General features: G+C 66.1%; 20 protein-coding genes and 2 tRNA genes. 15 read left to right on the top strand and 7 right to left on the bottom strand.

Annotated features, from left to right (window positions below; genetic code table 11):
• Nucleotides 1–237: 237 nt before the first annotated feature.
• A complete protein-coding gene (locus FDY95_RS14945; protein ID WP_138078866.1) occupies nt 238–2988 on the bottom strand; it encodes an MGH1-like glycoside hydrolase domain-containing protein in 2751 nt (916 codons plus the stop codon).
• A 176-nt stretch (nt 2989–3164) separates the two neighbouring features.
• Nucleotides 3165–3980, bottom strand: coding sequence for an SDR family oxidoreductase (locus tag FDY95_RS14940; RefSeq protein WP_138078864.1), 816 nt, complete (start codon nt 3978–3980; stop codon nt 3165–3167).
• A gap of 366 nt (nt 3981–4346) precedes the next feature.
• Between FDY95_RS14940 and FDY95_RS14935 the strand changes: the two genes are divergently transcribed.
• From FDY95_RS14935 to FDY95_RS14910, 6 genes are all read left to right on the top strand, one after another.
• Nucleotides 4347–5282 (top strand): TIGR01777 family oxidoreductase, encoded by a 936-nt coding sequence (locus FDY95_RS14935; RefSeq protein WP_138078862.1) that lies wholly within the window; start codon nt 4347–4349, stop codon nt 5280–5282.
• A gap of 25 nt (nt 5283–5307) precedes the next feature.
• Entirely contained in the window at nt 5308–5862 is a 555-nt protein-coding gene (locus FDY95_RS14930) for a GbsR/MarR family transcriptional regulator (RefSeq protein ID WP_246074042.1), read from the top strand.
• A gap of 39 nt (nt 5863–5901) precedes the next feature.
• Nucleotides 5902–6945: an SRPBCC family protein gene (locus FDY95_RS14925; protein ID WP_138078860.1), complete on the top strand. Its 1044-nt coding sequence runs from the start codon at nt 5902–5904 to the stop codon at nt 6943–6945.
• Complete coding sequence (locus FDY95_RS14920) at nt 6938–7720, top strand: class I SAM-dependent methyltransferase (protein WP_138078858.1); 783 nt, start codon at nt 6938–6940, stop codon at nt 7718–7720. Before FDY95_RS14925 ends, FDY95_RS14920 begins: the two co-directional genes overlap by 8 nt.
• A gap of 233 nt (nt 7721–7953) precedes the next feature.
• Nucleotides 7954–8715, top strand: coding sequence for a nucleotidyltransferase domain-containing protein (locus FDY95_RS14915; protein WP_138078856.1), 762 nt, complete (start codon nt 7954–7956; stop codon nt 8713–8715).
• A gap of 75 nt (nt 8716–8790) precedes the next feature.
• Nucleotides 8791–9864, top strand: coding sequence for a DNA polymerase beta superfamily protein (locus FDY95_RS14910; protein ID WP_138078854.1), 1074 nt, complete (start codon nt 8791–8793; stop codon nt 9862–9864).
• Between the two features lie 89 nt (nt 9865–9953).
• Here FDY95_RS14910 and FDY95_RS14905 read toward each other — a convergent pair whose 3' ends face one another.
• Nucleotides 9954–10199, bottom strand: a complete 246-nt coding sequence (locus FDY95_RS14905; RefSeq protein ID WP_138078853.1) for a hypothetical protein — start codon at nt 10197–10199, stop codon at nt 9954–9956.
• A gap of 503 nt (nt 10200–10702) precedes the next feature.
• Between FDY95_RS14905 and FDY95_RS14900 the strand changes: the two genes are divergently transcribed.
• Nucleotides 10703–11671, top strand: coding sequence for an ADP-ribosylglycohydrolase family protein (locus tag FDY95_RS14900; RefSeq protein WP_138078851.1), 969 nt, complete (start codon nt 10703–10705; stop codon nt 11669–11671).
• Nucleotides 11672–11776: 105 nt separating this feature from the next.
• Here the strand turns inward: FDY95_RS14900 and FDY95_RS14895 are convergent, their stop codons facing one another.
• A complete protein-coding gene (locus tag FDY95_RS14895) occupies nt 11777–12727 on the bottom strand; it encodes an acetyl-CoA carboxylase carboxyltransferase subunit alpha (RefSeq protein WP_171025699.1) in 951 nt (316 codons plus the stop codon).
• A gap of 287 nt (nt 12728–13014) precedes the next feature.
• Here FDY95_RS14895 and FDY95_RS14890 point away from each other — a divergent pair.
• The 8 genes from FDY95_RS14890 (at nt 13015) to FDY95_RS14855 (ending at nt 18873) form a co-directional block, all read left to right on the top strand.
• A tRNA-Asp gene (locus FDY95_RS14890) sits at nt 13015–13088 on the top strand.
• A 142-nt stretch (nt 13089–13230) separates the two neighbouring features.
• On the top strand, nt 13231–14304 hold the full coding sequence (locus FDY95_RS14885; RefSeq protein ID WP_138078849.1) for an FKBP-type peptidyl-prolyl cis-trans isomerase: 1074 nt from the start codon (nt 13231–13233) through the stop codon (nt 14302–14304).
• A gap of 183 nt (nt 14305–14487) precedes the next feature.
• Nucleotides 14488–14561, top strand: a tRNA-Asp gene (locus tag FDY95_RS14880).
• A 778-nt stretch (nt 14562–15339) separates the two neighbouring features.
• Entirely contained in the window at nt 15340–15525 is a 186-nt protein-coding gene (locus FDY95_RS14875) for a hypothetical protein (RefSeq protein WP_138078847.1), read from the top strand.
• Between the two features lie 80 nt (nt 15526–15605).
• Nucleotides 15606–16454 (top strand): MBL fold metallo-hydrolase, encoded by an 849-nt coding sequence (locus FDY95_RS14870; protein WP_138078845.1) that lies wholly within the window; start codon nt 15606–15608, stop codon nt 16452–16454.
• Between the two features lie 2 nt (nt 16455–16456).
• Nucleotides 16457–17248 carry a patatin-like phospholipase family protein gene (locus FDY95_RS14865; RefSeq protein ID WP_246074041.1) on the top strand — a complete coding sequence of 264 codons (792 nt, stop codon included), beginning with the start codon at nt 16457–16459 and terminating at the stop codon, nt 17246–17248.
• Nucleotides 17249–17291: 43 nt separating this feature from the next.
• Nucleotides 17292–17849, top strand: coding sequence for a 1-acyl-sn-glycerol-3-phosphate acyltransferase (locus FDY95_RS14860; RefSeq protein ID WP_138078843.1), 558 nt, complete (start codon nt 17292–17294; stop codon nt 17847–17849).
• A gap of 163 nt (nt 17850–18012) precedes the next feature.
• On the top strand, nt 18013–18873 hold the full coding sequence (locus tag FDY95_RS14855; protein WP_138078841.1) for a bifunctional transcriptional activator/DNA repair enzyme AdaA: 861 nt from the start codon (nt 18013–18015) through the stop codon (nt 18871–18873).
• A 47-nt stretch (nt 18874–18920) separates the two neighbouring features.
• On the opposite strand, the gene FDY95_RS14850 is transcribed toward FDY95_RS14855, so the two are convergent.
• From FDY95_RS14850 to FDY95_RS14840, 3 genes are all read right to left on the bottom strand, one after another.
• Nucleotides 18921–20246 (bottom strand): HAMP domain-containing sensor histidine kinase, encoded by a 1326-nt coding sequence (locus tag FDY95_RS14850; protein WP_138078839.1) that lies wholly within the window; start codon nt 20244–20246, stop codon nt 18921–18923.
• Nucleotides 20243–20929, bottom strand: coding sequence for a response regulator transcription factor (locus FDY95_RS14845; RefSeq protein WP_138078837.1), 687 nt, complete (start codon nt 20927–20929; stop codon nt 20243–20245). Before FDY95_RS14845 ends, FDY95_RS14850 begins: the two co-directional genes overlap by 4 nt.
• 115 nt (nt 20930–21044) lie before the next feature.
• The gene (locus tag FDY95_RS14840; RefSeq protein ID WP_138078835.1) at nt 21045–21866 is read right to left on the bottom strand and encodes an OB-fold nucleic acid binding domain-containing protein; all 822 of its coding nucleotides are present in this window, start codon (nt 21864–21866) and stop codon (nt 21045–21047) included.
• Nucleotides 21867–21879: the final 13 nt, after the last annotated feature.

The following is a 21879-nucleotide window of genomic DNA, read 5'->3' as shown; positions in this document are numbered from 1 at the left end:
GGAGGTGGTTAATCGTCTGTCATCCTGAGCGCAGCGAAGGAACTTCCTCGCACCTCGCACAAGTGGTTAAGTCATAGTTTGGACGTCCTAATGGAAAGGCGTTGGTGGCTGCGCTTTCCGGTTGGTGCAGGGTCAGAGGAAGGTCCTTCGCTGCGCTCAGGATGACGTTCTTTTTTACTGGCAACTGGCAACTGGCAACTGGCAACTGGCAACTGGCAACTGGCAACTGGCTACTTGCTACTTGCCCGGTGCTTCCTGCACTTCCTGCTCCTGCATCAGCCGCTGGTCTTCGGCCTCGTCGGTCACGCTGGTAAAGAGGTGGTTATCGGGGCGGCGGGGGTGCAGCAGCTTGGCAATGAGGCCGGTCCAGCCGGTCTGGTGGCTGGCGCCGAGGCCCTGGCCGGTTTCGGCGTGGAAGTACTCGTGGAAGAGCAGGTAGTCCTTGAAGTGCGGGTCATCCTGGAAGTGGGCGTCGGGGCCGAGGGCGGGGCGGCGGCCCTGCTCGTCGCGCAGAAACAGCCGCGTCAGGCGCTCGGTCAGCGCGTCGGCAATGCCGAGCAGGGTGGAATACTCGCCGGAGCCGGTGGGGTATTCCACCCGAAAATCGTCGCCGTAGTAGTGGTGGAAGCGCTGCAAGGCCTCGATGATGAGGAAGTTCATTGGCAGCCACACCGGCCCGCGCCAGTTCGAGTTGCCGCCGAACAAATCCGTTTCCGACTCGGCCGGCTCGTAGCGCACCGTGAAGTCCTTTTCCGCCGTGTGATACACATAAGGGTGCTCCTGGTGGTATTTCGAGAGGGAGCGGATGCCGTAGTCGGAAAGAAACTCCTCGGGGTCGAGCATGCGCTTGAGCAGCAGCTTCATGCGGTGCCCGCGCAGCAGACTCAGCAGGTGGCGGCTGCCCTTGCCCGGCTCCTGCCAGCGCGACACCAGCTCGGCCAGTAGCGGCCGGTGCTCCAGAAACCAGCTCATGCGGGCCACGAACCGGGGCATCTCGCGCATCAGGTCCTCGTCGAGCACTTCCACCGCAAACAGCGGCACCAGGCCCACCAGGGAGCGGATTTTCAGCGGCAGCCGGCCGTGCTCGGGCGTGTTCAGCACATCGTAATAGAACCCGTCCTCGTCCTCCCACAAGTCCAGGCTGTCCTTGCGGTCGGGGCTGCTGAACATGGCGTCGGCGATGTAGAGGAAGTGCTCGAAGAACTTGCTGGCCATGTCCTGGTAGATGGGGTTGGTCTTGGTCAGCTCCAGGGCCATGCGCATCATGTCCAGCGCGTACATGGCCATCCAGGCCGTGCCGTCGGCCTGCTCCATGAAGGTGCCCGGGGCCATGTTGGCCGAGCGGTCGAACACGCCGATGTTGTCCAGGCCCAGGAAGCCGCCCTCGAACACGTTGCGGTTCTCCACGTCCTTGCGGTTCACCCACCAGGTGAAGTTCAGCAGCAGGCGGTGGAAGGCGCCTTCCAGAAACGCCACGTCGCCCTCGCCGCCGCGCTGCTTCTGGTCCATCTTATACACGCGCCAGGTGGCCCAGGCGTGCACGGGCGGGTTCACGTCGGAGAAATTCCACTCGTAGGCCGGCAGCTGCCCGTTCGGGTGCATGTACCAGTCCTGCAGCAGCAGCGTGAGCTGGTGCTTGGCAAAGTGGGCGTCAATCATGGCCAGCGGCAGGCAGTGAAAGGCCAAATCCCAGGCCGCATACCAGGGATACTCCCACTTGTCCGGCATCGAAATGATGTCGGCGTTGTTCAGGTGCCGCCAGTGGGCGTTGCGGCCCTGCTGGCGCTGGGGCGGGGGCGGGGGCATGGCCGGGTCGCCCTGCAGCCACTCGGGCACGTCGTAGTAGTAGAACTGCTTGCTCCAGAGCATGCCCGCCAGGGCCTGCCGCTGCACGTTGCGGGCGTCGTCGCTGGGCAAATCGGCCTGCAGCGCGGCGTAAAACTGGTCCGTCTCGTCGCGGCGCTGCTGCATCAGCGCATCGAAGTCAGCGAAGGGCTCGGCCAGTTCGGGCGGACCCAGGCGCAGGCGCAGCCGCTGCTGCTGCCCGGCCGGCACCAGCAGCTGGTAGTGCGCGGCGGCCTTGGTGCCCACGCCGGCCGGGTTCACGGCACCCGCCTGCTGGTGCAGCAGGTAGTCGTTGATGCCGTCCTTGAAAAACTGCTCCGCGGCGGGCGGCTCGGTCTGGTACAGCCGCCGGGAGTTGGTGTGGTTGTCGCAAAAGAGCAGCGCCGGCGCCGGCTGCTCCTCCAGCGGCTCGCAGTACAGGCGCAGGGCCGGCAGCTCGCGGTGCTCCACGCCGATGTGGCCGCCCTCGTCGGCGCGCAGCTCGGGGCGGTAGGCGTCGCAGCCCCAGCTCCAGGTGTTGCGAAACCACAGCTGCGGCAGCACGTGCAGCGGCGCGTCCTCCGGCCCGCGGTTGAACACGGTCAGCTCGATCAGGATGTCGGTGGGGCCAGCTTTGGCATACTCCAGGCAGATGTCGAAGTAGTGGTTTTCGTGGAAGATGGCCGTGTCCAGCAGCTCAAACTCGGGCTTTTGCCGGTTGCGCCGGCCGTTTTCCTGCACCAGCCAGTCGTAGGGAAATGCCCGCTGCGGATACTTGTAGAGCATCTGCATGTAGCTGTGCGTGGGCGTGTTGTCGAGGTAGTAATACAGCTCCTTCACGTCCTCGCCGTGGTTACCCTCGGGCCCGCTGAGGCCAAACAGCCGCTCCTTCAGAATTGGGTCGTGCCCGTTCCAGAAGGCCGGCGCGAAGCACAGGCGCAGCTTGTCGTCGGAGAGGCCGCCGATGCCTTCCTCGCCCCAGCGGTAGGCGTAGCTGCGGGCCATGTCGTGAGTGGTAGCGTACCAGGCGTCGCCGCCGGCGGAGTAGTCCTCGCGCACGGTGCCCCACTGCCGGTCCGAGAGGTAGGGGCCGAAGCGGCGCCAGGGCGTGGCCCCCTTGGGGGCGTTGGCCGCGGCCAAGCGTTGGTGTTCGGGAGTGGTCATTAATTAAGAATTAATAATTAACAATTAATAATTGAGGCGGATGCTTTGCTGGCTTGCCATTAGTGCAAAAGGCTTATGGTTAGGCAGTCCAGAGGGCGCGGCTGGCGAAAAAGCAAATAGAGCTAGCTGCCGCAGCTTCAATTATTAATTATTAATTGTTCATTATTAATTGCAAATCAGCCGTTGCCCACGAAGCCGGGGTAGAGCAGCATGCCGCCGTCGGCAAACAGGGTGTGGCCCGTCACGTAGTCTGATTCATCGGAGGCCAGCCACACGGCCACCTTGCCGATGTCGGCGGGCTCGCCGATGCGGCCGTAGGGAATCAACTTGAGCAGGTCCTTTTCCTCCTGCGGGGTGTCGCGGGCCTCCAGGTTGATGGGCGTGGCAATGGCGCCCGGCCCGATGCTGTTCACCCGAATGCCTTTGGGCGCCAGCTCCTGGGCCACGCTCTTCATCAGCAGCATCAGCCCGCCCTTGCTGGCGGCGTAGTTTACGTGCCCGGCCCAGGGAATCACCTCGTGCACCGAGCTCATGCAGATAATCTTGCCCGTGGCCCGGGAAATGTCGGGCTGGGGCCCGCGGCGCACAAACTCCCGGGCTGCCTCGCGCATGCACAGGAACTGCCCCGTCAGGTTCACCCCGATAACCTTGTGCCACTGGTCCACGGTCATGTCCAGAAAGGCCGCGTCCTGCTGAATGCCGCTGTTGCTCACCAGGATGTGCAGCGTGCCGTACTTCTCGATGGTTGCGCGGAACATGCGTTGCACGTCCTCCTCCTGGCTCACGTCGGCCTGAATGGCCAGGGCCTCGCCGCCCTTGTCGCGGATGGTCTGGGCCAGCTGTTCCGCCGGCTCGGCTTCGCGGTTGTAGTTGATGACCACGGTGGCCCCGGCCGCCGCCAGGGCCTCGGCCACGCCGTAGCCGATGCCGGAGCTGGCCCCCGTGACGAGGGCAATCTGGTGTTGGAGTGGGAGGGATGCTGGCTGCGTCATGGCGGCTGTTTGGAATGGAAAACCTAATTGCTAGACAGCAAAACCGGCCCGGGGGTTACACCCAGCGGGTTTCGTGGCCGCCACCGGGACGGCCTGCCGGCTGCGCCGGCAAACTCTTCGGTATTAGCTGATCTTTTCGTGAAGAAGCCGATTTTATGCGCCGCGGCCGCGGCAATGCGCCACCTTGGCGGTCTGAGCTTCGGATTACCAGCGGCCAGTCAGCACGAATTGCTCGAAAATAAAGTCGCTGATAATTAATCAATTATTAATTATGTATCACAAGTTTCAATAATTATTGAAACTTGTGATACATTTGGAGCGAACAAAGACAAAACGGATTCTCAACGCCTCCCTTCGCTGTTCGCTATGGCACCCACGCGCATCGTTCTGGCCGGTGGCACCGGCTTTCTGGGCCAATGCCTGATCCGCCACTTCCGCCGTCCCGGGGTGGAAATCGTGGTGCTGTCGCGGGAGCAGCTGCCGGCCTACGCCAACGTGCGCTACGCCCGCTGGGACGGCCGCACCCTCGACGAGTGGGCCGCCGAGCTCGACGGGGCCGACGTGCTGGTGAACCTGGCCGGCCGCAGCGTCGACTGTCGCTACCACGAGGCCAACCGCCGCGCCATCCTCAGCAGCCGGGTGGATAGCACGCGGGTGCTGGGGGCGGCCGTGGCGGCCTGCCGCCGCCCGCCGCGGGTGTGGCTGAACGCCGCTACGGCCACCATCTACGAGCACACCGAGGGCGAGCGGCCGGCCAACACCGAGGCCGACGGCGTTATCGGGCGGGGCTTTTCGGTGGAAGTGGCCCAGGCCTGGGAAGAGGCCTTCTGGGCCTGCCCGGCGCCCAATACCCGCCGCGTCGCCCTGCGCACGGCCATTGTGCTGGGGGCGGATGGCGGGGCCTTCCCGGTGCTGGCCCGGCTGGCGCGCTGGGGCCTGTGCACCCCGCAGGGGAGTGGCCGGCAGTGGATCAGCTGGCTGCATGCCACCGATTTTGCCCGGGCCGTGGAGTTTCTGGCCCAGCAGCCCGGCGCCAGCGGGGTGTTCAACCTCTGCGCGCCCCAGCCCATCCAAAACCGCGACTTCAACGCCCTGCTGGCCCGGACACTGCGGCCCCTGCTGCGCCTGCCCCAGCCCGAGTGGCTGCTCGAAGCCGGCGCCTGGGCCCTGCAAACCCAGACCGAGCTGGTGCTCAAAAGCCGCAAAGTGTACCCCCAGCGCCTGCTCGAATGGGGTTTCGAATTCCAGTTTCCCGGCTGCAAAGCGGCCGTTGCCGATATTGTGCGTACCGTAGAGGCCTGATCCGCGGCCTTTGCGCTTTTCCTTCATGCCCGACCCGACCAACCCGACGCCCGACCCTTCCGCTGCCACCGCCCTGACGCTGGAGCAGGCCAAAGCGCAGTTCATCCACCTCTGGGGCGCCACCAGCGCCAGCTGGGGCATCAACCGCACCATGGCCCAGATGCACGCCTTGCTGCTGGTGTCGGCCGAGGCGCTGAGCACCGAAGACCTGATGACGCAGCTGCAGATTTCGCGCGGCAACGCCAGCATGACCGTGCGCGAGCTGCTCGACTGGGGCCTGGTGTACAAGGCCCTGAAGCCCGGCGAGCGGCGCGAGTACTTCGTGGCCGAAAAGGACATGCTGCAGGTCACGCGCTGCATCATCCGCGAGCGGAAGCGCCGCGAGCTGGACGCCATGAAGCGCAGCCTCGACCAGCTGGCTGCCCTGCCCGGCGACCCCACCGAGCCCGGCTACCGCGAGTTTCACCGCGTGCTCGGCGACATCCAGCAGCTGGCCGACAGCGCCGACACGGTGCTGACCGGCGTGATGAAGGCCGAAAAAACCTGGCTGATCGACAAACTCCTCCGAATGTTCACCTAAGGGCGGCCGGCTCCGGTCTGCCCGCCACACCCGCGCGCTATGGACCCCGCCAACCAACCGCCCCGCCTCTACCCCGAAGACGACCAACCCGCCGCGCCCCGCTCCCTGAAGCAGTGGCTGACCGGCACGCCCCTGGGCTGCACCCTGCTGGCCGTGCTGCCCACCGCCGCCCTCAGCGCCGGCCTTACCTACCTGTCGACCAACATCTTCCACACCTACGGCGGGATGGTGTTTGTGGCCGTGCCCTTTCTGGCCGGGCTCATTGCCAATGTCCTATACACCTGGCTGAACAACCCCGCCGAGCCCCGGCCCGGCCTGCTGGCCTCGTGGGTGACGGTGGTGCTGGCCGCGCTCAGCACGCTGGCCCTGCTGGTGGCCTCGGCCCTGGAGGGCCTGATCTGCGTGCTGATGACCGCCCCGCTGGCCCTGATAGTGGCCCTGGCCGGCGCCGTGGTGGGCACTTCCCTGGGCCGGCTGCTGGGGGAGCGGACCTCGCTGCGCATGTTTTCGGTGCTGGTGCTGCTCTACCCGGCCGGGCAGGCGCTGGAAGCGCGCTACCCCGCGCCGGTGCCGCCGCACAGCGTCGTCACGCGGCGGCGGGTGCAGGCCTCGCCCGAGCGGGTGTGGCAGGTGCTCACGCGGCCGGTGCAGTACCCGGCCGAAGTGGGCTGGCTGTTTCGGGCTGGCGTGGCCTACCCCACGCGCACGGCCCTGGCCACCGGTCCCGGCGGCACGCCGCAGCTTGTCTGCACCTACTCGCAGGGCGAGGCGCGGCTGCCCATCAGCACCTGGCAGCCGGGGCGGGAGCTGACGTTTCGGGTGCCCCACATGCCTGCGCCAATGCGAGAGCTGAGCCCGTACCCGCGCATCCACGCCCCGCATTTGCACGGCTTTTTCCGCGTCGAGCAGGGCACCTTCCGCTTACTGCCCCAGCCCGACGGCAGCACCGTGCTCGAAGCCACGACCACCTACCGCCACAGCATCGCGCCGCGCGCCTACTGGCAGCTCTGGAGCGACTACCTGCTCGACGACATGCACCAGCGCGTGCTTTCCGCCATCCAAACCCAAGCCCAAGATGAGTAGCCGCGTCATGAGCCGGCCCCGCGCCCGCCGCCGCACCTCCGCCGATACCGCCCCCGATGCCACCCTGTTCGGCCCCGGCTTCGTGCGCCACCTCTTCAACCAGATGGCCCCCAGCTACGGCTGGCACCAGTGGATGGCCCTGGGCCTAACAGCCTGCTGGCGCCGGCAGGCCGTGCAGCAGCTGCCCGCGCTGCCCCCGGCCGGGGTGGTCGTGGATTTGATGTGCGGGGGCGGGGAGCTGTGGCCCGCCCTGCGCCGCCGCCTCGGGCCCGCCGCGCAGCTGCACGGCGTGGATTTTGCCGCCGCTATGCTCGAGCAGGCCGCCCGCCGCCAGCAGTCGGCCGCCGTGCACGCCAACACCGCCCTGCACCTGGCCGACGCGCTGCGCACCCCGCTGCCCGCCGCCGCGGCCGATGCGGTGGTGTGCGCCTACGGGCTGAAAACCCTGGAAACCGAGCGGCTGCTGGACCTCGCGGCCGAAGTGCGGCGCCTGCTGCGCCCGGGCGGCGCCTGCGTGCTGCTCGAATTCACCCTGCCCCGGCAGGGCTGGCGGCGCTGGGCATTTCGGCAGTACCTCGGCACCGTGCTGCCGCTGCTGACCTGGCTGAGCCGGGGACGCGCCGCCCTGCACCGCTACCTGCCCTTCTACGCCCACAGCTTCGCCAACCTCGACGCGGCGGAGGGCGCACTCCTGGCCGCCGGTTTCGCCGAAGTGCGGCAGGTGCCCTTGCTGCTGGGCTGCGCCACGGCCCTGGTGGGTGTGCGTCGGGATTGAGGACGAGTAGGGCGGCTTTGCGCAGGTGCGTTGCTGAATTCGGTCGGAAAACAGGCCGCGGCTGATGGAGTTGAATTCGCGTGATTATATTGCTAGGGCTTGATTAATAGTAGATTAATGTTTGTTGCCGATCCAGCATCAGCCGCGGCCTTTGATCCGCCGCGCCGCCTGCCAAAACCTCACGGATTTATGACTGCCGCTGCGGGCGGCCGAAACGGCGCTAATTTGCCCGTATGCACCTGCGAATCGAAGCCGAGCTGCGCCGCCTGGAGGCCGCCCACGACGTCCGCATCCTCTACGCCTGCGAAGCCGGCAGCCGGGCCTGGGGCTTTCCCTCGCCCGATTCCGACTACGACGTGCGCTTTATCTACGGCCGCCCCGCCCGCTGGTACCTCACCCTCGACGACGGCCCGGACACGCTCAACTTCCCCGTCGACGCCGAGCTGGACCTGGCCGGCTGGGACCTGCGCAAGGCCCTGAAGCTGCTGCGCGGCTCCAACGCGGCCTTGCTGGAGTGGCTACAGTCGCCGGTGGTGTACCTGGAGGCGCTGGACTTCCGCCGCGCCGTGCAGCCGCGGCTGGCCGAATGCTTCAACCCGCTAGCCGGGCTGCACCACTATCTGGGCCTGGTGGGCCGGGGCGTGAAGGAAGACCTGCCCGGCGCCGAGCTGCGGCTGAAGCGGCTGTTCTACGCCCTGCGCTCCGCCCTGGCCACCCGCTGGATTCGGGAGCGGCAGACGGTGCCGCCGATGGAGTTTCGGTTGCTGCGCGAGCTGCTGCCCGCCGAGCTGCAGGCCGAAGTCGACGCGCTGCTGCGCCAGAAAGCCCAGGCCACCGAAAAAACCACCGTGCCCCGCCCCGAGGCGTTGGCCCGCTTCATCGAAGCGGAATACGCCGCCGGGCAGCTGGCCCGCGCCACGCCACCCCCGCGCCGCCCCGACCCCACGCCGGCCCTGAATCAGCTGTTTCAGGAGCTGCTAGCCGCCGCTTTTTAGCCTTGCCTCCGCGTCCTCAGCGTTAATCTTCCGCGCCCTCTGCGGGCTAAAAACCACCCGCACCACCCACACCCCATGCTCATCCAGGACCTTCGCGCTCAGCACCTCATCCTCTTCGAAGCCATCAGCGGCAGCCGGGCCTACGGCACCAACCTGGCCCACTCCGATACCGACCTGAAGGGCGTGTTCGTGCTGCCCGAGCGGCAGTTTCTGGGCCTCGACTACGTGGCGCAGGTGGCCAACGACTCCAACGACGAGGTGTTCTACGAGCTGCGCCGCTTCGTGGAGCTGGCCCTGAAAAACAACCCCAACGTGCTGGAGCTGCTGGCTACCCCGGCCGACTGCGTGGTGCAGCGCCACCCACTGTTCGCGGCCTTCCGCCCCGAGCTGTTTCTCTCCCAGCTCTGCCGCCAGACCTTCGCCGACTACGCCGTGGCCCAGATCAAAAAGGCCAAGGGGCTCAACAAGAAAATCAACAACCCCGAGCCGCCGGCCCGTAAGTCGGTGCTCGATTTCTGCTACGTGACCCGTGGCGCCGGCGCCCAGCCCGCCGCGCAGTGGCTGCAGCGCCAGGGCCTCGCGGCGGCGCAGTGCGGCCTGGCCAAGGTGCCCCACCTCACCGACCTCTACGCCCTGTTCGTGGACCGCTCGCCCGACGGCCGCCTGGGCTACCGCGGCCTCGTGCGCGACGCCGAGGCCAGCAATGACGTGCAGCTCTCGGCCGTGCCGAAAGGGGAGGAGCCGGCGGCGTATCTGTCGTTCAACCGCAACGGCTACAGCACCTACTGCCGCGTGTACCGCGAGTACTGGGACTGGGTGCAGAAGCGCAACGCGGAGCGCTACCAGAACACCGTGCAGCACGGCAAAAACTACGACGCCAAGAACATGCTGCACGTGTTCCGGCTGCTGCAGATGGCCGAGGAAATTGCCCGCGAAGGCCGCCTCTACGTGCGCCGCCCCAACCGCGACTTCCTGCTCCAGATCCGCCGTGGCGAGTTTGAGTACGCCGACCTCGTGCAGCAGGCCGAAGAGCTGGTCGCGCGCGTCGACGCCGCGTTTGCCGCCTCCGCGCTGCCCGCCGAGCCCGACCGCCGGGCCGTGGAGCAGGTGCTCATCGAAACGCGGCAGCGCTTCTACGCCGGGGCATAAAAAAGCGGGGCCGCAGCCCGCAGGCGCGGCCCCGCAAGGGAGCAATCAGGAACTGACGAACCGCCGGGTGGTGGGGTTGTCGGGCGCGGTTAGAAGCGCGTGGTGCTGTGGTTCGAGCGGAACAGCGAGCGGCTGCTGGCCTTGCCGGTTTTGCGCAGGCTGAAGCGCTTGGCTTTCTTGCGGCCCTTGTAGTTTTTGTAGCTGGGGCGGTGCGTGTAGATGCGGCCCTTCATTTTGGCTTTGGCGTAGGCACTGATGCGGGCCGCTTCGGCCGGCGTGGTGGAGGCCACACTGCTCACCAGCAGCGCAAAGCAGAGAAGCAGGATTCGGATCATCGGAGAGAGAAGGTTGAAGTGGCGGTTCGTGTCTGTTAAACTCTCCAGGTCACTTGAAAATTGTGTGCCAGATTTTATACTCCTGCCGCCAGAATGATAACGCTGCCCGTCAATAGCAACCTGACTGTTCTTTTAAATAGCTTTTTATCAGTTGGTTATTTGATGAAAAAAAGTTCCGCTGCCGGCTCGAAAAATAGCCCGAAGCAGTTTTGTGCAGTTCGTTTTTGAGTAAAACGCAGATGCCGCTCCGCCGCAGAAAAAAAATCTGACCCTGGTTTGTGAAAAAAAATGCCCTCCCGCATCCACCAATTGAGCCCGGAAGGACTCATCAAGCGCAAGCAAACAGTGGTTTGATCGTAGGAGGGACCGACTGTCTGCCTAAAGCCCGCCGGTTTCCGGCGGGCTTTTTTTGCGGCGCAAGCGACTTGCTCTGCGTTCAGCGCTGCCGTGTGACGCTGTCGGATGAGCGGCGTTGTTACTTTCGGACCTTATTCCCTCCGCCAATGCCCGTAACTCCATCCTCCGCCGAAGCTCAAATCCGCGCCGCCCTGCTCGGCCTGGCCGTCGGCGACGCCCTCGGCGTGCCCGTCGAGTTTGAAAGCCGCGCCCGCCGCAAAACCGACCCCGTGGTGACCATGCGGGCGTACGGCACGCACAATCAGCCTGCCGGTACCTGGTCCGACGATGCTTCGCTCACGTTCTGCCTGGCCCAGGCCATTGCAGATGGCTTTACTGTGGGCATGGTGGCCGAATACAGCTGCCGCTGGTACTACCAAAACCTCTGGACGCCCCACGGCCACGTGTTCGATATCGGCATTACCACCCGCGAAGCCCTGCAACGCCTGAAGGCTGATCCGGACCTGATTCTGGCCGGTGGCACCGACGAGTACAGTAACGGCAACGGAGCCCTCATGCGCGTCCTGCCGCTGGCTTTCTACCAAGTCGATATGCCCTTAGAAGACCGGTTTCGGTTGATTCACGAGGTATCGGCCATCACCCACGGCCACATCCGCTCGGCCGTGGCCTGCTGGCTGTACCTGGAAATGGCCCGCCACCTGCGCGCCGGCCTCGTGCCCGCCGCCGCCTACGCCCAGCTATGCGCCGCCGCGCCCGCCCAGCTGCTGCAGCTGAATATCCCGGCCAAGGAAGCCGAGCACTTCGAGCGTATCCTGAGCGGTCGGCTGCCCGACGTACATGCCACGGCCATCAGCAGCGGCGGCTACGTACTACACACCCTGGAATCCGCCCTCTGGTGCCTGCTGCGCTACGAGAGCTACGCCGAAACCGTGCTGGCCGCCGTCAACCTCGGCGACGACACCGATACCACCGGCGCCGTCACCGGCGGCCTGGCCGGCCTTTACTACGGCGAACAGGCCATTCCGCCCGAGTGGCTGCAGGTGCTGGCCCGCCGCGCCGATATCGAAGACCTGGCCGCCCGCATGGCGAATGAGTTGTCAGTTGTCGGTGGATAGTTGTCAGGACAACGCACCAACGAAAAAGCCCGCTGAGTAGCGGGCTTTTTCGTTGGCATTTGCAAGAGGATTCAATCCTGGGCAGTAGCCTTACTGACAACTGACCTACGCCTCAACGACTACGCCCATGCGGCTGAACTTGTCGATGCGCTGGGAAATCCGCTCGTCGCCGGGCAGGGCTTCCAGCTCGTCCAGAGTCTTGAGGATGGTCTTTTTCAGCGTCTGAATCATCTTGTCCGGGTCGGTGTGGGCTCCGCCCAGCGGCTCCTTCACGATACCGTCGACCAGGCCCGCCTTGAGCATGTCGGTGGCGGTGAGCTTGAGCGCCTCGGCGGCCTGCTCCTTGTAGTTCCAGGAGCGCCACAGGATGCTGGAGCACGACTCGGGCGAAATCACCGAATACCAGGTGTTTTCCAGCATCAGCACCCGGTCGCCGATGGCAATACCCAGGGCCCCGCCCGAAGCGCCTTCGCCGATGATGATGCAGATAACCGGCACCTTCAGCATGAACATCTCCTTCAGGTTGCGGGCAATGGCCTCGCCCTGCCCGCGCTCCTCGGCTTCCAGGCCCGGAAAGGCACCCGGCGTGTCGATAAGCGTCACGATGGGCTTGCCGAATTTCTCGGCCAGCTTCATCAGGCGCAGGGCCTTGCGGTAGCCCTCGGGGTTGGGCATGCCGAAGTTGCGCAGCTGCCGCTGCTTGGTGTTGCGGCCCTTCTGCTGCCCGATAAACATGACGGTGCGCCCGTCGAGCTCGGCAAACCCGCCCACCATGGCCTTGTCGTCGGCCACGGTCCGGTCGCCGTGTAGCTCCACGAACTTCTGGGTCATGCCCTCCACGTAATCGAGGGTGTAGGGGCGGTCGGGGTGGCGCGAGAGCTGCACGCGCTGCCAGCGGGTGAGGTTGGCGTAGGTCTCCTTTTTGAGGGCCTTGATTTTGGTTTCGAGGGCCTCAACGGCTTCCGAGACGTCAACCTGGCTTTCCTGCGCCAGTTTTTGCATCTCGCGGAGCTTGCCTTCGAGGGCGGCAATCGGTTGTTCGAAGTCGAGCAGCATGGCCAAACGGGCGGCGGCCGAAGACGCCGCGCAGTTGTCGTGGTTACGGTGGAAAATGGGGGAGGGCAAAGGTAAGCGACGCGCGCCAAGCATGGTGCGGCTATTTTGAGGGCGGGCACTGAAATGTTTAGCCGCCGGCGCGGAAATTTTTCTGGTTGGCTATCAGCCACAACAGCTCGTCAGGTAACGATTTGGTAAAAAACTTTCGCCCAGGGCTTGCAAAGCGGCAAAACTGCCTCCTACCTTTGCAGCGCAATCGGGGAAACGCCCCGGCTACATTGCAGCCTGGTTCGGTAGTTCAGTCGGTTAGAATGCCGCCCTGTCACGGCGGAGGTCGCGGGTTCGAGTCCCGTCCGGACCGCAAAGGCCCTTCAGCAGCACGCTGGAGGGCCTTTTGCTTTTCCGGCCCATCCCGCTGGCCCCGGCGCGTGGTCAGTCTGGCCGAGCCCGGGGCTTTTCCACCCCGGGCGCCTATCTTGCCAGCCCCATTCTTTTTTTATCCGATGCTGACGACGACGACCCGTTGGAATAAACCGGCGCGCTACACCCTGGCGGGCCTGGGCCTGGCCGCGCTGCTGTCTTTTCAGACCAAGCCGACCCAGACCAAACCGAGCCAAACCAAGCCGACTCAGAAGAAACCGACGGCGGCCAAGGCGGCGCAGACCACCCCGCCGGCCTACAACCGCCTGAAATCGGGCATTGAGTACCGCATCTACAAGCGCGTGAACGGCAATTATACGCGCCAGCCCGCCCTGGTGCCCGCCACGGCCGCGGCGGCCTACGCCAAGCGCGTCGGGCAGGTGATGGCCCTGCACGTGGAGTACCGCACGGCCAAGGATTCGGTGCTGTTCCGCTCGCGCCAGCAAACCGGGGGCTTCCCGGTGCGCGTGCCCCTGGAGGCGCTGGTGCGCAAAGGCGGCCTGGAAGAAGCTATTTCGCTGCTGCAGCCCGGCGACTCGGCCGCGTTCCGCTTCAACGCCGACTCGCTCTCCCTTAAAAGTTCCGGCCAGCCCGCTCCGCCCCAGATCAAGAAGCACGGCAACACCATGCGCCTGCTCGTGAAAGTGGCCGCCATCCAGAGCCAGGCCGAGGCCATGGCGGCCCAGCAGCAGATGATGGAGGCCATGCAGGCCAAGGCGAAGCTGGTCGAGGAAAGGCAAAAGCCCGTCGACGATCAGCTGATTCAGGCGTACCTGCAGAAAAACAGCCTGCAGGCCCAGAAAACGGCATCCGGCCTCTACTACATCATCACTCAGCCCGGCAGCGGTGTCCAGCCCACCAAGGGCCAGACGGTATCGGTGCATTACCGGGGCACGCTGCTCGGCGGCCAGGAGTTCGACTCGTCGTTCAAGCGCGGCCAGCCGATAGACTTCCCCATCGGCGTGGGTCAGGTCATTCCCGGCTGGGACGAGGGCATTTCGCTGCTCAACAAAGGCGCCAAGGCCACTTTGCTGATTCCGTCCGGCCTGGCCTATGGTGCACGCGGCGCCGGCGCCGACATCCCGCCCAATGCCGTGCTGCGCTTCGACGTGGAATTGGTGGATATCAAGCCCGCCGCAGAGGCCCCGGCCCGGTAAGTGCGTGGGTGGCCGCTGTATCGAAAAAAAATTGCTCGTCTATTTGCTTAAAAGCCAGCTCCATGCATTGGAATCAAGGTTTTTTTGAGAAATAAGTGTCCGGTGCGGTTTTGAAATGTCAAAAGCCGCCTTACCTTTGCAGCACCTTAACGAAAAGCACACGGCTTCGAGAGCGGGTTACCTGGTTCGGTAGTTCAGTCGGTTAGAATGCCGCCCTGTCACGGCGGAGGTCGCGGGTTCGAGTCCCGTCCGGACCGCAAAGGCCCTTCAGCAGCACGCTGGAGGGCCTTTTGCTTTTTCGGGTAACATTACTCTCCGGCTTGGGCACTCGAAGAAAGCCCCAACCAGCAGGTTAAGGCTCGTTCATTGTTCATGCGTGCCGCTGACCCTTTTGTCTCCTAATGAAGGTGCTCAGCCCGGGCAGGCCATCACACGTGTATGTGGGGCGCAGAAGGGCTGGCGGTCCACCCGCATATCAGGCCACGGAGGCCGCTGCTTCCCGTGCGACGGGTGTGCGGCCTCCGTGCTTGCTGAAAAACCGCTCAATCTGGGCTTCGAGATTAGCCCTCCCTCCCGCAGAACTTTCCGCCGCCGTTGGCGGAACGGATAGGTAAAGCCGGGCCCCGTCTTGGGCAGGGCAGCGGTGCACGTACATGGTGGTCTGCAGCGGGAACAGGCTCAGCCACCGCTCAAAACCAAGTGCGAGAAAGTAGGCATCGTCCATAGGGCTGGGTAAAAAACAACGGGGAGTACAACTTCTGAGAATAACGCAAAGGACAGCCTTTGAGGTATCACATTATCATGTGATGGCCGACCCTGGCAGGCGCCTGAACTGCCGCTGCTGGCTGCAAACGCGGTTTGCCCGGGAGAGGGCGTTGGTTTTGTGAAGCATGTTATTGATAAAATTATATAAAATGCAATTTGATTTAAACGCGTAATTGTGTAAATAATCATATTATTTTCTTGTTATATGGTTTATATGATTGGTTATGTTATAAATTAGTATCAGTAACGGACCCTTAAGCCTTCTGAGTTATGAACAAACTGGTACTTCTGCTCGCTCTGATTGTGCTTGGCTGCGCTGGCCAAGCGGAAGCCCGGCCCCGGCCGCGCTACGTAAAGTCCCTGATGAAGGGCAAGCCGCACACGCATCGTCCTAACTACACGCATTACCGGGGCGCCGGCAACCCCTTCCGGGGCATGCTGGCCTGGGTACACTAGGCGCCGCCCGCTTCAGGCATCCATGAAAGCCGCCGGATCCACCGCGTGTGGGGTCCGGCGGCTTTGTGCATCTTGCGGGCATGAACGTTTACACCCTCGATACCGGCCTGTTCAAGCTTGACGGCGGCGCCATGTTCGGCGTCGTGCCCAAATCCTTATGGTCGCGGCAGTACCCGGCCGACGACAACAACATGTGTACCTGGGCCATGCGCTGCCTGCTCATCGAGGACGCGGGGCGGCTGGTGCTGGTCGACAACGGTATCGGCAACAAGCAGGACGAGAAATTCCGCGGGCACTTCTACCTGCACGGCGACGCCTCGCTCGACGGCTCGCTGCGCAAGCTGGGCTTCGCGGCGGCCGACGTGACGGACGTATTTCTGACCCACCTGCACTTCGACCACTGCGGCGGCTCGGTGACCCGCACGCCGGCGGGCCAGCTGGAATTGGCCTTTCCGAATGCCACGTACTGGTCGAACCAAAGCCACTGGGACTGGGCCACGACGCCCAACGCCCGCGAGAAGGCCTCCTTTCTGGCTGAAAACATCCGGCCCATTCAGGAAAGCGGGCACCTGCGCTTCATCGACCCGGCCGCGGGCGTGCCGGCGGAGCTGCCCATGCTGCGCGACATCGTGTTTGCCGACGGCCACACCGAGAAGATGATGGTGCCGCTGCTCGACTACCGGGGCCGTAAGCTGGCGTTTATGGCTGATTTGCTGCCCTCGACGGCCCACCTGCCCATGCCCTGGGTGATGAGCTACGACGTGCGCCCCCTGCAGACGCTGGCCGAGAAGGAGCAGGTGCTGCGCCGCGCCGCCGAGGAGCAGTGGGTGCTGGTGCTCGAGCACGACGCCCACACCGAGGCCTGCACCGTGCAGCTGACCGAGCGCGGCGTGCGCCTGCACGAAACCCTGCGCCTGACCGACCTTTAGCCGTGGCTACGCGCAAGCTAGGAATTGCCCTCTCGGGCGGCGCGGCCCGGGGCATTGCCCACCTGGGCATGCTGGAGGCCCTGGGCGAGCTGGAATTGCCCATCGGGGCCATGTCGGGCGTGAGTTCGGGCGGGCTGGCGGCGGTGTTCTACGCGGCCGGCATCCCGCCGCGCGAAGTGCTGCGTCTGCTCACCGATACGCGCTTCCTGCGGCTGATCCGGCCGGCCTACCGGCGCGGGCTGGTGAGCCTGGCCCTGCTGGAAAAGCTGTTCGTGGCCCACTTGCCCGGCAACCAGACCTTCGCCGACCTGAGCCTGCCCGTCACGCTCTCGGCCGCCGACCTGGTGGCCGGCGAAACCGCGTTTTTCGACGAAGGGCCGCTGATTCCGCCGCTGCTGGCTTCCTGCGCGGTGCCGGTGCTCTGCCAGCCCATCGACTACCGGGGGCGGGTGCTGGTGGACGGCGGCCTGCTCAACAACCTGCCGGTGGAGCCCCTGCTCGACCGGCCCGGGCTGGTGGTGGTGGGCGCGCACACCAACGTGTTCAACCCCGAGGGCCGCATCGAGAGCATTCGGCACGTGGCCGAGCGCACGTTTATGCTCGCCATCGGTACCAACGTAGCCCCGCGCCTGGCCCGCTGCGCGCTGGTGCTGCAGCCGCCCGAGCTGCGCGACTACCGCGTGGCCGACCTGCGCCACGCCGGCGCCCTGTTCGATATCGGCTACCGCTACACCCTGCAGCACGCCGCCGCGCTGGAAGCCCTGCTGCTGGCCCCCGCCGGGGATTTTGGCTAGCTTTGTTGGCTTTTCCCCTGACGCCCCTTTTTCCGTTGCCCCTATGAACAGCTTCTGGCTGGCCTTTTCCAAGTTCTGGTTTAAGATTACGGGCTGGCGCCTGCACTCCAGCATTCCGCCCGAGGTGCGGCAGGCCATGATGATTGCCGCCCCGCACACCAGCAACTGGGACTTCATGTACGCCCGCGCCGCCTTCTTCCTGATGCGCCGCAACGTGCGCTTCACGGTAAAGAAGGAGTGGACCGACATTCCCCTGCTCGGCAAGCTGATGCTGAGCCTGGGTGCGCTGCCCATCGACCGCAGCAAGAACAACAGCATGGTGGAAGCCATGACCGAGCTGTTTCAGCAGTACCCCGACCTGATCATCCTTATCACCCCGGAAGGCACCCGCAAGTACCAGCCCCGCTGGCGCCGCGGCTACTACCACGTGGCCCTGGCCGCCGGCGTGCCCATCCTGCTCGGCTTCCTCGATTACGGCCGCAAGGAGGCCGGCGTGGGCCCGGTGATATACCCCACCGGCAACTACGAGCAGGACGAGGAGAAAATCAAAGCCTTCTACCGCACCAAGAAAGGCCGCTTCCCGGAGAAGGGCATTCGGTAGTTCCGGCGTTTTTAGCCCGCAGAGGACGCAGAAACTGGCGCAGCAGGCGCTGAGCTCTGCGTCCTCTGCGTTTCCCTCCGCGCCCTCTGCGGGCTAAACCGGAACCGCGCAACTCCGCAAGAATCGGGTCGGCGGGGCGCAAAAGGCCCGGTAATTTTACCCCATGACTACCGCCGAAACCATCAGCCCCGACTACCAGCGCATTGCCCAGGCCATTCAGTTTCTGGAGGCTAACTTTCGCCGCCAGCCCAGCCTCGACGAGGTGGCCGAGGCCGTCAGCCTGAGTCCGTTTCACTTCCAGCGGCTGTTCAGCGAGTGGGCCGGTATCAGCCCCAAGCGCTTCGTGCAATACCTCACGGCCGACTTCCTGAAGCAGCGGCTGGCTCAGGCGGGCTCCCTGGCCGAAGCCGCCGACGAGGCCGGCCTGTCGGCCCCCTCGCGCCTGCACGACCTGTTCGTGACGCTGGAAGCCGTGACGCCCCAGGAGTACCGCACGGGTGGTGCGGGCCTGCGCGTGGCCTACGGCACGCACCCGACGCCCTTCGGCCCGGCGCTGCTGGCGGCCACCGAGCGTGGCATCTGCGGCCTGCACCTGCTCGATGCCGCCCAGCCCGACGAAGCCGCGGCGCTGCAGGAGCTGCGCAGGAACTGGCCCAACGCCACTTTCGAGCCCGCTGCGGAGCGCACGGCCCCGCTGGCGGCGCGGGCATTTGCGCCGACGGCCGGGCAGCCGCTGCACCTGCTGGTGCGCGGCACCAACTTCCAGGTGAAAGTGTGGGAGGCGCTGCTGCGCGTGCCGGCCGGGCAAGTGGTCAGCTACCAGCACGTAGCCCGGGCCATCGGGCAGCCCAAGGCCCTGCAGGCCGTGGGCTCGGCCGTGGGCGCCAACCCCGTGGCCGTGCTGATTCCCTGCCACCGCGTCATCCGCAAAGAAGGGGTGCTGGGCGAGTACCGCTGGGGCTCGGCCACCAAAAAGGCGCTGATCGGCTGGGAAATGGCGCATTTTGGAAAAGGTAACAATTGACAGGTAACACGTGACAAGTTTCGTTCTGACCTGTCACGTGTTACCTGTTACTTGTCACCCGATAAAGGCAGCCGCAGCCGGGCCATGAAGCAGCCGTTGGCTTCGGATAGGGCCAACTGCCCGCCGTGCAGCTCGGCCAGGCGGCTGCTCAGCCACAGCCCGAGGCCCGCACCGGGACTAAGCACGCTGGCCTGGTAGTAGGCCGTGGTCAGGCGTGCCAGGTCGCCCAGCGAGGTATGGATGGGGTTGCTGACTTCCGCGTAGCACCAGCCCGTGGCCGGCTCCTGGCCCACCTGCACCTGTACCGCCGCGCCGCCGGGGGCGTGGCGCAGGGCGTTTTCGAGCAGGTTGAGCAGCACCGAGGTGAGCTTGTCGGCATCGGCCATTACCTGGTAGCCGGTGGCGTCTTCGGCCACGGCCAGGTGCAGGGAGCGGCCGGCCTCCCGAAAGCGCGGCAGCTCCCGGTCGACCACGGCCAGCACCAGCTCATCGAGCAGGAGGGGCTGGCGAGCCAGGGGCAGGGCGCCGGCCCGCAGGCGGCTGACTAGCAGAAAGTCCTCGACCAGCCGGCTCAGGCGGCCGGTTTCGAGCAGCTGCCCGCTGAGCAGGGCGCGCACGTCCGGGGGCAGGTCGGGGCGCTGGCGGGCCACTTCCAGGCCGGTGCGCAGCACGGTGAGCGGGGTGCGCAGCTCGTGGGCGGCGGCGGCCAGGAAGTTGTCCTGCTGCTCGGCGCCGGCCTGCAGGCGGCCGAGCATTTGGTTGAGGGTGCGGGCCAGCTCCTGCACTTCGTCGCCGGTGGTGGGCTCGGGCAGGCGCTCCGGGCCGGGCGTGGCCCCGATGCGGTGGGCCTGCCGGCTGATGCGCCGCAGCGGCCGCAGCGCCCAATGGCCCAGCAGGGCCGCCAGGGCGGCGGCCAGTCCCAGGCTGCCGGCCAGCGCCCAGCCCAGCGTGCGGCGCACCCGGCCGAGGTCGGCGGCCAGGGGGGCGGCGGAGTGGCTGAGCCAGAGCCGCAGCCGCTGGCGCTGCCCGGCGTCCGTCGCGCGCTCCTGGGTCAGCATCACGCCGCGCCAGCCGGGCGGGGGCGGGTCGGCGAAGCCGGGGGAATGAAACAGCTCCCGGGACGGCTGGCCGGCGGTTTCGACCACCACGCGCATCCGCTCGCCCTGGCCGGGCAGGGGCAGCACGGGCAGCGGGCCCAGCTCCACCTGCGCCAGCAGCCCCTCGGCGCGGGCGCGCAGGCGGGCGTCGTCGCCGCGGTGCAGCAGGCGGCCCACCTGGCGGTACTGGTAGGCCCCGGCCAGCAGGGCCACCGTGCCGAATACCAGGGCGAAGGCCAGCAGCAGCTGGCCGCGGAGGCTGCGGAAGACGTTCATACCTGGGCCGGGTCGCGGAGCCGGTAGCCGTGGCCGACCACGGTTTCGAGCAGGGGCGGGAGGGTGGGAAAGGCGCGGTCGATTTTGCGGCGCAACTGCGAGAGGTGCACTTCGATGACGTTGGAGCCCATGTCGAAGTCCACGTCCCAGACCTTTTCGGCCATGCGGGTTTTGGTGACGACGCGCCCGGCCTGGCGCAGCAGCTCCAGCAGGGCAAATTCGCGGTTGGTGAGGCTGAGCACCTGCCCGGCCCGGCTCACGCGGCGGTGAACCAGGTCCAGCTCCAGATCGGCCAGGCGCAGCACGGGAGCTTCGGCGGCGGCGCCGGCCGTGCGCTGCACCGCCCGCAGCCGGGCCAGCAGCTCGTCGAACTCGAAGGGCTTGCGCAGGTAGTCCACGGCCCCGGCGTCGAGGCCCCGGATGACGTGCTCGGTGCCGCTCAGGGCGCTCAAGATGATGACCGGGGCGCGCAGGCCGAACTCGCGCAGGTTGCGCAGCACCTCAAAGCCGTTCTGGCCGGGCAGCATCAGATCAAGCAGGATGGCGTCGTAGGGCGTGGCGGCGGCCATTTCCAGGCCGGTGGCGCCGTTGTCGGCTACGTCGGCCACGTGGCCGGCCTGGCTCAAGCCCTGGCGTACGAAGCTGGCCAGCCGGGCCTCGTCCTCAATAATCAGAATACGCATGGGTTTGGGGTAACACGTGACAGGTTGGGGGTAGCACGTGACAGATAATACGGGACCGGGTCGGTATCTAGACCTGTTACGTGTCACCTGTCACGTGTTACTTGTCACCCCCAACTTAGCGCACCAGGAACTGCACGCCGTCGAGGGTGATGGTCTGGGTGCGCAGCACGCGCACCGGGCGGATGGCCACTTCGCCCTCCGGGCGGGGGCGCAGGTCGCCGGTGGCGGCCACGCGGGCGCCTACCTTGAGCTTTTCGGCCAGCTGCTCGACGGCCGCGGGCGGCAGGTGCAGGATGGTGCCGTCATTGAGCAACACGGCGCGGGTGCGGCCCTGCGGGTCGGCGTCGAGGCGGCTGATGGTGCCCTGGGCGCTGGCCGCTTCGGGCGTGCGCGGGGTGGTGGGCGGCGGGGGCGGCGGCAGGGTGGCCTGCACCGTCTGGCCGCCGGCCGTCAGGCTCACCAGGTGCAGGGCGCTGCGGCCCTCCGGGTCGGTGTCGCGGAAGCCCGTCAGGCTCACGTTGCTACCGGCCTTGGCGGCGGCCATCAGCTCCCGACCGAGGTGGCGCGGGAAGCGCACGGTTTCGGTGCCGGCGCTGGTTTTCAGCGTGAAGCCGTCGTACACCTGCTCGTCGTTACCGGCCGTGTACTCGGTGAGCGTGCCGCTGAAGTTGCTCAGGGCCTGGGCGCCGCCCTTGGCGCGGGGGGCGCCCGGGCCGGGGTGGGGCGGGCGCGGGCCCGCGGGGCCGGCCGGACCACCGGGCGGCGGGGCTGGCAGGGTGGCTTCGGCGGGGGCGGCGGGCGAGTTGCTCGGCGCGGCCGTGGCGCTGGCGGCGGTGCGCTTGGTTTTGACTTTGGTTTTGGCGGGCGTTTGCTGGGCCTCGGCCAGCGGGGCGGCCAGCAGCAGCAGCAGCGTAGCCGTGAACAGGGGACGTACCATGATTTTAGGAGTG

Source organism: Hymenobacter jeollabukensis, from assembly GCF_005771675.1.
GTDB classification, from domain to species: domain Bacteria; phylum Bacteroidota; class Bacteroidia; order Cytophagales; family Hymenobacteraceae; genus Solirubrum; species Solirubrum jeollabukense.
This window is presented reverse-complemented; position numbering and strand designations above follow the sequence as displayed.